This window comes from Streptomyces sp. NPDC001401, assembly GCF_042895385.1.
In the GTDB taxonomy this organism is placed as follows: domain Bacteria; phylum Actinomycetota; class Actinomycetes; order Streptomycetales; family Streptomycetaceae; genus Streptomyces.
Genome location: NZ_JBIAWI010000034.1, coordinates 42,434 through 52,180, shown reverse-complemented (window position 1 = coordinate 52,180; position 9,747 = coordinate 42,434). Strand labels below are relative to the sequence as shown.

The following is a 9,747-nucleotide window of genomic DNA, read 5'->3' as shown; positions in this document are numbered from 1 at the left end:
AACGATCTGATCGCCCGAACTCTCCCGCAACGACGCCCGAACCATGTCTGAGCAGCGGAAACTCAACGATCACATCCGGAAAGACAACGGCTTCTAAGGCCGGACGAGCCATTGAGTAATTGAGCAATTGAGCAGAGGACGTCCATGCACGACCGCCCCAGAGCGCGGACCATGTCGCTGGCCCGCGTGGTCCTCTCCTCCGGCCGCTCGGTCGACCTCGCCGAGCTGCGGCTGTCGTCGACGTACGGAGGAATGCCGGAGGGCCACCCGGGCTACCCCTGCAAGCCGGTCAACGACATGGTGATCAAGAACCTCTGCCACACCGCCGAACGCACCTTCCCCACCACCCCGGTGCACCTCGTCCCGCCCCCGCGCGAATACCCGCACCAGTACGCGGGCGCCTTCGGCCCCGTCGAGGTTCTGCCGTCCGTCGCCTGCGTGGGCTCTTTCCGCTCCACGGCACTGGACCCGTCCCTCGACCCGGTCCTGTACCACTCGGCGCTGACGGTCATCTGGTTCCAGCCGACCACTCGGGTGCCGAGCGAGTGCGATGCGGAGGGTTCGTTGCGGAGGGTGGATTGGGAGGCGCTGGCGCGGGACCACGAGCTCTAGGGGGTGTCCGGCTCACACCCTGTCGATCCGCCAGGCGATCATCCCTGTGGCACCCTGCTCGCCGCTGATGTCGACACGCTGCGCGTGCTTCGCGGTGAAGCGCTCCAGGGCCGTCGTCCCGTCGCAGGAAACGGGCTTCCTCGCAGCCGCGGCTGCCGGTGCGAACTCGATGACGGCGGTTCCGGTGCCGGCACACACCACGGTCAGGCGGTATGCGGTGCCCGGGGAGAGGCCCGCATCGGTGTGCAGTCCGTCCGATACGCGCTCCAGACCGGAGGCCACCATCGAGCCGGTCTCGGTGGCTTCGAGCGCCGACCGGGCCTGAGCCGCCAGCTTCTTCTCCTGCTGTTGTGCCGCGATGCTGCTCCGGGCCGGGGACGCCGAGTTCGTGCCACCGGCCGGGGCGTGGTTCCCCGACGAGCACGCCGCGAGAAGCAACGTCGATGCCACGGCGCCCGCAAACGCGCTTTTCCTCGTCGTCCTGGTCAACGCCCCGCCCCTCTCGGTACCGACGCCCGGCGCGCCGACCCGACGTACATGATCACGAAGTTCGCCAGGTTTCGCCAGCTTGACCTTGTCCGACCTGCACCTTCATCCTGTTAACGATGACTAACAGGATGGAGATTCCTCCGCCTGAACGATCCTCTGGATCAAGCCGCTCGCTACATTGGCGTGGCGCGGATGAGCGCTGGGCGACCCTTGCACATTGCGTCGCGCAGGGGTTCCGATGGCTCCCGTGTAGGCGAAGACCCGGCCCCGGGGGCTTCCGGAGCCGGGTCGGCCGCGCGGGCGGTGGGCCCGGTCGAGTATGGAGCGGCCGGGCCCATACCGGGCCCTTCCGACCGGACCGCCACTCGTTCTCGCCTCAGCGCACGAGTGGCACCACACAACCCACGATCGTCCCAGTCACAGCCAGGGCCTCCAGCGTCAGCCGGATCCACCACTGATGCCGCCGGAACCACACCGGCTCCTTCGACTGGTCCATCAACTCACCTCCCGCCTCTCCCGGTACCCCCTGCTCGCGGTGAGCAGGAGAGACGCAGAGAGGCGGAACCGAGTCGCTGCGGCGGACGCTACCGCGCACGACCCGGTGGATTTCGCGGATACGACTATTCGCCAGCTTTCGCCACGGTGGGCCGGTGGGAACCCTGAACTCCGGTTGATTCCATGTCCGTTGACAGGAACTGCGGCGACGCCAAGAGGGCGGAAATGCAGAGAGCCGGGGACCGGATCAGCTCCGGTCCCCGGCTCATCCGGTTACGCACACCGCGGAGGCGGTGGGATTTGAACCCACGGTGACATCGCTGCCACGACGGTTTTCAAGACCGTTCCCTTAGGCCGCTCGGGCAACCCACCTCCGCTGCCGCCCACCTGGGGCGGAGCGGGTACAGCGTACCGGGATCGAGCGTCGCGCGGGTTCGGTGGTCCACACGGGGTCCACTGACCCTGTGTCCGCTCGCAGCCCTATGGCCTTCTGCTCCGAGCACGCAGGCTAGCGATTGTGCGCGTCCGTGTGCAGGCGTTGCCGTCAGCTCCCGCCGGTGACGCCGTCGCCATGACTGTCTGCCAGCCGACCCGCCACAGCTCCGGTAAGACCGGCTCTGGCGATCACCACTCCAGCAGTCGCAGACAGCAACGCGAGGATGGAACCGTCGGGCATCAAACGTATGGGACAACCCCCGCAGGGCGGGCTGAGCTGCAACTTTCTCTGCTGGTTCAAGGCGGCTCGCTCCGCTCCGTGCGCGGCACACAGCATGCAGACGCTGAACCAGACGTGGTTGAGGTCCCCGGTTTGAGTCCCCCACTCCGCCCACCTCTCGCTGTGTCGACCCGGGAGCTCGTGCGCGATGTGATGCAAGCCAGCCTGGCATGCGAGATTCCCTCTACCGGCGTAACTTGGACTTAGGGAAGTGCACTGAGCTGTTGAGCCATCACATCCCATTGGGCTTAGATCCAACTCGGAATCTTCACGCCCCGAGGACAATTTCCCCCTTCTTGGCGCCGGAGTTAGCGGTGGATGTTGGCGACATACTCCTCCTAGCGCTTGCGGGATTTTGGGCGCCGGTGCTGATTTTGACGTTCCTATGGTCATACTTTAAGCAAATTGAAATTCGCCGCACTAAGTACGTCGAATTCGAGCAAAGAGAGATCAGGGAGAGGTCGGATCGAGATAATCGCCGACTGGAGATGGCGCTTGGCGAAATACTCGACCGAATTGAGCGTCAACAGCATCTCTTCACTTCCATTCAGTCGGATTTCACTCAGGAAGTCCGACACCTTGCTGGCTCAGAGATTCGCGAGGCGATTCAAACCTCCCTGAGTCACCTTACCAATGAATTGCGAACCGTTCGCCAGCCCCTCTCTCCGGAATTGGGATCCAACCTCATTGGAGAGTTGGCTCACTCACTAAAGACGCCTCTCGCGCACATTGAGGTAACGATACGAGAGTGGGCGAAATCTACAACGAGTGCAGCAGAGGTCGAAGAAATTCATGACGTTTTGACCAGCGTTGAACTCTGCAAGGCCAGCCTTGCAGCATTCCGAGAACTCAGGCAGGTCTCTTCGGCGGCAGACTCTTGGTCACCTACGTCTCTCAGTGAATCTGTACAGGGGGCTGTGTCTGTTTATTCAGCCAGGGCTGGAAAGCGAAGCACCCTAGAGCTCTCCCTTCCCGACTCGATACCAGAATACTCGAACAATTACCTGCTAGCCCTCATGCTTCCCCTTATAGAGAATGCGGTTGAGGCAAGTCCTGATGGGGAAAAGATACAGCTGCGGTTCAATCGAGAAGTCGGGAATCGTATTGTATTTTCTCTGGAGAATAGCGTAGATGCTCCGGTAGACGGGGAAATTCTCCACACAGCAGGGTTGACGACCAAGCTAGGCCACGATGGGCTAGGAGTCGCAACAGTTAAGGACCTGCTCACGGCATATGATGGCGCAGAATTGGTAGACAGCAGTCGGGGCAATCGCTTCACCATGACGATTTACTTGCCTGGGAAGTAGGGGCGACATGGTCGAGATACTCGTAGTAGACGACAACCAGCGGGCAGGGCGCGCGTTTGCGCGGCTGATCCAGGCCGAAACTGGCCTTGAGACGGTCTACACCAACAGTCCCGAGGAAGCAGTTAACGTGGCAAAAGCTAACCATCTGAAGGTAGCCGTGCTTGATCAGCGAATGCCCCTCAAGCTCGGAACCGACCTGTTCCTCGAACTCGCATCTATAGAGCCCGACTTGCGAGGTATTCTGTTCAGCGGAAAAGTTGAGGCTGATGATCTAGAAGAAGCCATGAGGAACAAGTTCTGTGACTTCGTAAACAAGGACAAAGTTGCCGAACTCTCGGAACGAGTACGCGAGCACTACTTCGAAGCCTTGGCAGACATTGCAAAGCGGAGATCGGAGAACCCAATCGCGCTATCAAATTACAGGAGTGGTTTTTCGCTTAGGGGCCCCAGAGTCCACCTCGAACTAATTTCTATAACCGAGTCTCCCGAAGACATATGGGTCGAGGAAGATTTCCGAACTTTCATGAAGGTTGACATAGGAGGAACAAAGCGGGAAGTTAATACCACTCGACGTGAACTCGAAGTGGTAATCGAGCAGGAGAGCATAAGCAAACTAAGCTCCAATGCTGAATTCAAATTTGAGGTAATGTCGAAACTGCAGTCGACTGTCGAGCATTCCCGCCGCAAGAACTATAAGAGACGCGCCTCGCACGCTATCGAGAAGGCGGCAGAGGAGACATACACACTGGAATCGAATCCGGCTGCCGGAAATGGCTCGGTGCGTTCTCGCCACCTCCAAGCAGCACCCATCTATCGAAGGGTCAAACTCCTGCTGCGGACGCAGTGCGATTGCTGTGGGTCCATGAAAAATGAAGCCGTTTATGCACTTGTTCCGACGGGTGATCTACGCACTCGCCAGATTGACTATCTCAGCAATAATACGCAAGCCATATTTGATACGGGCACTATTAACGGTTACTGACAGACGTCGCCAGCAGCGTGGCTGAGGCTGGACGGTGCCCTCCGATACGGTCCCGAGTCATGGTGAATGGCAACGGTGTGCCGGAGAAGGTGGCTTGGGTCCTGGTTCGGGACGGCCGGGTGTTGGTGACGCGTAGTCATGGCAGAGATCGCTTCTACCTCCCGGGCGGTCATCGTGAGCCGGGCGAATCCGATGGCGAGACCCTGGTGCGGGAGATCGGCGAGGAACTGCAGGCGACGGTCGACCCCGATTCCATGGTGCACTTCGGCACTTTCGAGATCGGCGAGGGCCATCCGGATCACGGGCCCTTCAGGATGATCTGTTATACCGCCGATCACCGCGGTGAGCTGACCCCGTCGAGGGAGATCGCCGAGAAGGCGTGGTTCCGCTACGCCGATCGAGACCGAGTCTCGACCGTCGACGTGATGGTCTTCGACGCACTTCACGAGGCCGGGCAGCTTCCCTGATCCCGTGACCGCTGTACAGCAGCGGAGTACAGCAACCATCGTGACCTCAGCTGACCGCCAACAACCGTCGATGGCCGACTGACCAGCCCACCAGGCCTCAATGACCTCCCAGCCAAGAGTTCGGGTCCAAGAGGTTGTGCCAGAACCGTGCCAGGGCATCTCGTCAAGGTGACGCGAAAAAGGCTGAACGTGTGCCCGCCTCCGAACCCGTCTGAGATCCTGGAGACCGATCGAGAGGGGTCGCAAGTATGGAGTGGAAGACGCACGGTGAGCGACAGATCTACACGAACAAGTGGGTGAATCTGTGTCTCGTCGACGTTCAGCAGCCTGACGGGCGCAGGTGGGAGTACCACGTCGTTCGCCTGCGCCACCTGGCCGTGGCCGCCGTGGTCAACGACCGCCAAGAGGTTCTGATGATGTGGCGACACCGCTTCATCACCGACTCGTGGGCCTGGGAGTTGCCCATGGGCCTAGTCGAGGAGGGCGAGACTCCGGAGGAGGCGGCGGGGCGCGAAGTCCTGGAGGAGACCGGCTGGCGCCCCGGCCCCATCAAGCCCCTGATCTACGCCGAGCCGGCCAACGGCATCACCGACTCGCAGCACCATGTCTTCCGCATCGACGGCGCCACCTACGCCGGGCCGCCCACAGAGAAGAACGAGTCCGACCGCATCGAGTGGATCCCCCTCGCAGAGGTGCGGGGCATGATCGACCGCCGAGAGGTAGTGAGCAGCGGCTCGCTCGTCGGACTGCTCTACCTGCTCATGGACGAAGCGATCCGCTGACCGGCGGGAGGAGTGCCCGTAGCCGCGCCTCGAAAGCCAGGGCTACGGGCTCCTGCCTGTGCGGGGCCAACTGGTCGTAGAACTCCCTGAGATGACCTGACACTCGCTCGGAGGCCACCGCCGACGCCGGTTCCAGTGCTTGCGTGGCGGTGTCGCACGCCTGGTCCAGCTTGCCCTGATCCAGTTGCGTACGAGCAAGCCAAAACGAGTGAAACGCCCGTCCGCGCTGGTTGGTGCGAGCCTCACGCCGCAACGCATCTGCGATCAGAGGTTCGGCGGTCGCCGCTTCGCCCAGCCGCCCGTGAGCGATCCCCGTGTCCACGATCAGCTTCGTCTCGTCGAAGTACGTCACCCAGGACGGGTCCGGGTCGCTCACCCGAATCCGCTCGAAATGGCGGTGCGCCTCCCCGATCGCCTGGTGAGTGGAGTCCCGGTTGCCGAGAGTGGCGTGAGCGAAGGCTTCGCGCATCGACAGCATGGACAGGACCCGTGGGGTGGTGTCGACAGCAGAGCGGGCCTGGTCCTGGGCGGCGGTCACGAAGGCCAGCGAGTCGGCGGGCTTGTCCTGGTACGTGCCCTGCAAGCTCATGCAGGCAAGGACGTTGGCCATGAACTGGCGGTCGTCGATCTCCTTGGCCAGTTGCAGGGCCTCGGTGAAGTACGCGCGGGCCTGGTTGTACTGGCGGGCATCGAAGTAGGTCCACCCGGTGAGGCGTGCCAGCTCGGCCGCGATTCCATACAGGCCGTTCTGGATAGACGGTGGTCGGTTCTCTTTCAAGAGACCTACGACATGGCGGAGTTGTCCGACGATTGCCGGCCGCAGTGCCTCGCCTCCGTGCTGATCGTCCCGTCGCCAGTAGTCCTCGATGGAGGAGCGAAAGGCTTCAAGTGTGGCCGTGTTCAGGCTCGTTCGCGTGGCCAGGGCCAGAATGCTGTCCACATCAGGGCCAGGTAGAGCGGCGGGAGTCTGCGGCTCAGGGTCCGGCTCCTGGGGAGCCTCTCGCTCGGTGACCACGAGGGCTTGAGGTGTCTCCCACACCCGACGGGCAAGCCCAAGCATGTGTCCTGGGATGCGCAGCCCATCCGCAATGCGCTCGATGACATCCATATGCAGCAACTGGCGTTGTCCAGCAATGACTTCGCCGACACGGCTGGGAGTCAGCTCACAGCGTCGGGCGATCATGGACGGGTAGATGCCCGCCTTGGTCTTCACCAGCCGGAAGACTCTGGCGAAGTCCCGCACCCGACACGCGTCGATCATCTCGGGATCGGTGAGCAGCCGGGCTGGCAGTTCCTGCGGCCGGTCTGCGTCGGGCATCGGCAAGCTCCCACCCTGCGAGGGCTACGCAATGTCGCTGGTCCTCTACTTGCCGCGATATTACCCAAGTTGGGTAATCAGCCTGGCCTTTTGGCACGGGTCCCCGGATCGCGATGCTCGTTACATGGCGAGCAACCAGCAGACCAGACCAGGCATCGGTGAACTGGCGAAGGACAGCGCCCGAGACCGGATCGGCGTCGTCATGGGTGAGGTCGCCGGTCGTGTGCAAATGAGGCCGATCGGCGGCGGCACGGAATGGGACGCCATGCCGGACAACGTGGTGGCGCCGAGTCCACGGGAGGAACTGAGCGCCCGCCTGGCCATCAGGAACGGCAACAGTCGGGATGGGCTGTGATGCGCACTATCGCCCGGTACGCAGGAGTCCTGTTCGTGATCATGGTCAGCGGCTCGTGCGGCCTGGTCATCGGTATGGCTCTCGCCATGGGCCAGTAGACGGGCCGCCCCGGACGGGTGCCAACTCCCCGGCTCCCCCTTCCCCGTTCGGGGCCGGCCATCCAACCCACGCACCGTCACACACAAGGAGTACTCGCATGACGGCAACGGCGAACGATCAGAAGACCGGTCGCGCGGTGGCTGGTGAGGAACTGTTCGAGAGCCTCACCCACTTCGTGGTCGTCCACAACGGGCAGTCGCGCCAGCGCGCCGAACGGATCGCGGACCAGGCGGTCGCCTTCCTGGTCACCGCGGCCACAGCCACCGTCCCCATGGTTCCGTCGGACGACGTGGACCTCGGCCTGCACGCCCTCATCCTGCACACGCGGGAGTACGCGAGGCTGTGCGACCGGTACGCGGGCCGCTTCCTGCACCACAACCCGAAGCCGGGCGGCGGGCCACGCGACCCGGAGAAGGTCATCACCTCGGCGCGTGCCATGAAGGCGGCCGGGTTCATGGTCTTCGATGACCTGTGGATCGTGGACGGCAGGAACCTCGCGCAGTGCGACTCGGACTGCGGCCGTCCCTACGGTCAGGCGTAGCACACGACAGCAGCGACGCGGCCGGCCTCGAATCGTGGTCGGCCGCGTTCGCCTGGAAGGAGAACAGACGTTGTCCGGGTCATCCCCTGAACTGCCGATCGTGGTGCTGGACGCGCTCATGCCGACGGCCCAGCGCCTGGTCCTCAACCGCCGGGGCTCCATGGTCTGGGAGGTGGAGAGCCATCGGGGCCACTACGCCGTGAAGGTCGGCTATCCGATCGAGGCCACGGCCGACTGGGCTGCCCAGCCGTGGACCGCCCTTGCACCCGCACGCGAAGGGGCTGTGCTCCATCGTCTCGGCTTCGTCGACTTCGCGTACGGCGAGTGGGAGAGCGGAACCTGGAACTTCCAGCCGTGGCGTGAAGGGCCGGACCTGTACCAGCTGTGGGAGTCGTGCCGTCGGCCTGACTCGTCCATCGCACCGCACACCAGCGTGGCGCTGGGCTGCGTCGAGGCACTGGCCGAACTCCACGCCAAGGGCTGGGCCCACGGTGACCTACAGCCCGCCCACTTCATCATCGGGCCGGAGCGAACCCACCTCATCGACCTCGCCCTTGCCCAGGGCGCTCCCGTACCCGAGGGGTACGACTTCCCGTTCCGCGGCTGCCTCGTCCACTACGAGGCACCGGAGATCGCCCGGAGCGTACTCGACACGGGCGAAGCTGAGCCGACGCCGGAAGCCGACGTCTACGCGCTCGGCGCATCGCTCCTCATCTCCGCCACAGGCTGGCGCGCGATGGAGTACCCGGACGACGCTCCCCGCTCGGTGCAGCGAGAGGCCGTAGCGAACGGGCGGCGACGGCCCGTAAAGGCGCCTGGTGAGCTGGGAGAGCTGATCGACGCGATGCTCAGCTACGCGCCAGAGGACCGACCCACCATCTACGAGGTGGGCAAAGCGCTGAGCTGAATACGAGCGCCGGTACACCGACGCCGCTCGTACGACTCCACCCGACAGACGAAGACCGGACCACCCCTCAGCCTGGACAGCATTCCGGGTGGTCCGGTCGTGGAAGCCCTGATCAGGACCCCGTTGCCGATGGTACCGGGGTAGTTGGCGTGCCCGAATGCGGGTGCGGCTGTAACCCCTGCTTCGCGTTGTCGAGTTGGAGAGGGTTCTGACCTGAGCCTCCGAAAGTCAGCCACCGCGGCGGGTGCGCCGACTGAGTACCCGCCACGTGTGTTTCCAGTAACCCCCGCCGGCCTCAGCCACGCTTCTTCGAACGTCACGGGCCGCGCCTCGCCCCGGCCTGGGCGTCGTCCGCGCAGCATGGCAACTGGGCTCAGGCTGCGTCGCTGGGGTCCTGCGGCGTTGAAGCGGTGGGCAGTTGGTCGGCGCGATCGTGCTTGGTGGGCGTCGGCCTGGTCCTGGTGCTCGGAGCGGTCGGGTTGCTTCCTGGTCTGGTTGTCCGCCTCGGCATGGCTGCGCGCTGAGCGGGTGGGGGCCGCCGGAGCGGTGGCGGAGACAAGGAGCGGCGGGGGGGCCTGGGCGCCACCGCCCGGGCCCCCCGGCGCGGGGGGCCGCGAAGAGAGGAAAAAAAAAAGAAAAAAACCCCCGCGGGCGGGGGCGCCCCGGGGCCGCGCCCAG

10 protein-coding genes and 1 tRNA gene are annotated in these 9,747 nt (G+C 63.8%); 8 read left to right on the top strand and 3 right to left on the bottom strand.

The window, feature by feature from the left end; genetic code table 11:
* The first annotated feature begins 144 nt into the window (after positions 1 to 144).
* Positions 145 to 612 carry a hypothetical protein gene (locus ACFY10_RS53335; RefSeq protein WP_390672679.1) on the top strand — a complete coding sequence of 156 codons (468 nt, stop codon included), beginning with the start codon at positions 145 to 147 and terminating at the stop codon, positions 610 to 612.
* 12 nt (positions 613 to 624) lie between these two features.
* On the opposite strand, the gene ACFY10_RS53330 is transcribed toward ACFY10_RS53335, so the two are convergent.
* Both ACFY10_RS53330 and ACFY10_RS53325 read right to left on the bottom strand, forming a co-directional pair.
* Positions 625 to 1,101, bottom strand: a complete 477-nt coding sequence (locus ACFY10_RS53330) for a hypothetical protein (RefSeq protein WP_390672678.1) — start codon at positions 1,099 to 1,101, stop codon at positions 625 to 627.
* A gap of 780 nt (positions 1,102 to 1,881) precedes the next feature.
* A tRNA-Ser gene (locus tag ACFY10_RS53325) sits at positions 1,882 to 1,971 on the bottom strand.
* Positions 1,972 to 2,625: 654 nt separating this feature from the next.
* Here ACFY10_RS53325 and ACFY10_RS53320 point away from each other — a divergent pair.
* From ACFY10_RS53320 to ACFY10_RS53305, 4 genes are all read left to right on the top strand, one after another.
* Positions 2,626 to 3,618, top strand: coding sequence for a sensor histidine kinase (locus tag ACFY10_RS53320; RefSeq protein ID WP_390672677.1), 993 nt, complete (start codon positions 2,626 to 2,628; stop codon positions 3,616 to 3,618).
* A 7-nt stretch (positions 3,619 to 3,625) separates the two neighbouring features.
* Complete coding sequence (locus ACFY10_RS53315; RefSeq protein ID WP_390672676.1) at positions 3,626 to 4,600, top strand: response regulator; 975 nt, start codon at positions 3,626 to 3,628, stop codon at positions 4,598 to 4,600.
* Between the two features lie 59 nt (positions 4,601 to 4,659).
* The gene (locus ACFY10_RS53310) at positions 4,660 to 5,067 is read left to right on the top strand and encodes an NUDIX domain-containing protein (protein ID WP_390672675.1); all 408 of its coding nucleotides are present in this window, start codon (positions 4,660 to 4,662) and stop codon (positions 5,065 to 5,067) included.
* A 248-nt stretch (positions 5,068 to 5,315) separates the two neighbouring features.
* A complete protein-coding gene (locus tag ACFY10_RS53305; protein WP_390672674.1) occupies positions 5,316 to 5,849 on the top strand; it encodes an NUDIX hydrolase in 534 nt (177 codons plus the stop codon).
* On the opposite strand, the gene ACFY10_RS53300 is transcribed toward ACFY10_RS53305, so the two are convergent.
* A complete protein-coding gene (locus ACFY10_RS53300; RefSeq protein WP_390672673.1) occupies positions 5,827 to 7,167 on the bottom strand; it encodes a hypothetical protein in 1,341 nt (446 codons plus the stop codon). The genes ACFY10_RS53305 and ACFY10_RS53300 overlap by 23 nt on opposite strands.
* A 124-nt stretch (positions 7,168 to 7,291) precedes the next feature.
* On the opposite strand from ACFY10_RS53300, the gene ACFY10_RS53295 reads away from it, so the two are divergent.
* The 3 genes from ACFY10_RS53295 to ACFY10_RS53285 all read left to right on the top strand — a co-directional run bounded on the left by ACFY10_RS53295 (position 7,292) and on the right by ACFY10_RS53285 (position 9,069).
* Complete coding sequence (locus tag ACFY10_RS53295) at positions 7,292 to 7,522, top strand: hypothetical protein (RefSeq protein WP_390672672.1); 231 nt, start codon at positions 7,292 to 7,294, stop codon at positions 7,520 to 7,522.
* A 196-nt stretch (positions 7,523 to 7,718) separates the two neighbouring features.
* Complete coding sequence (locus ACFY10_RS53290) at positions 7,719 to 8,162, top strand: glycine-rich domain-containing protein (RefSeq protein ID WP_390672671.1); 444 nt, start codon at positions 7,719 to 7,721, stop codon at positions 8,160 to 8,162.
* 70 nt (positions 8,163 to 8,232) lie between these two features.
* Positions 8,233 to 9,069, top strand: coding sequence for a protein kinase (locus tag ACFY10_RS53285; RefSeq protein WP_390672670.1), 837 nt, complete (start codon positions 8,233 to 8,235; stop codon positions 9,067 to 9,069).
* The last annotated feature ends 678 nt before the right edge of the window (positions 9,070 to 9,747 follow it).

Coding starts and splice junctions, on each gene's coding strand:
- ACFY10_RS53335 (WP_390672679.1), top strand. CDS start 145: ATGCACGACCGCCCCAGAGCGCGGACCATGTCGCTGGCCCGCGTGGTC.
- ACFY10_RS53315 (WP_390672676.1), top strand. CDS start 3,626: ATGGTCGAGATACTCGTAGTAGACGACAACCAGCGGGCAGGGCGCGCG.
- ACFY10_RS53310 (WP_390672675.1), top strand. CDS start 4,660: ATGGTGAATGGCAACGGTGTGCCGGAGAAGGTGGCTTGGGTCCTGGTT.
- ACFY10_RS53305 (WP_390672674.1), top strand. CDS start 5,316: ATGGAGTGGAAGACGCACGGTGAGCGACAGATCTACACGAACAAGTGG.
- ACFY10_RS53300 (WP_390672673.1), bottom strand. CDS start 7,167: ATGCCCGACGCAGACCGGCCGCAGGAACTGCCAGCCCGGCTGCTCACC.
- ACFY10_RS53295 (WP_390672672.1), top strand. CDS start 7,292: ATGGCGAGCAACCAGCAGACCAGACCAGGCATCGGTGAACTGGCGAAG.
- ACFY10_RS53290 (WP_390672671.1), top strand. CDS start 7,719: ATGACGGCAACGGCGAACGATCAGAAGACCGGTCGCGCGGTGGCTGGT.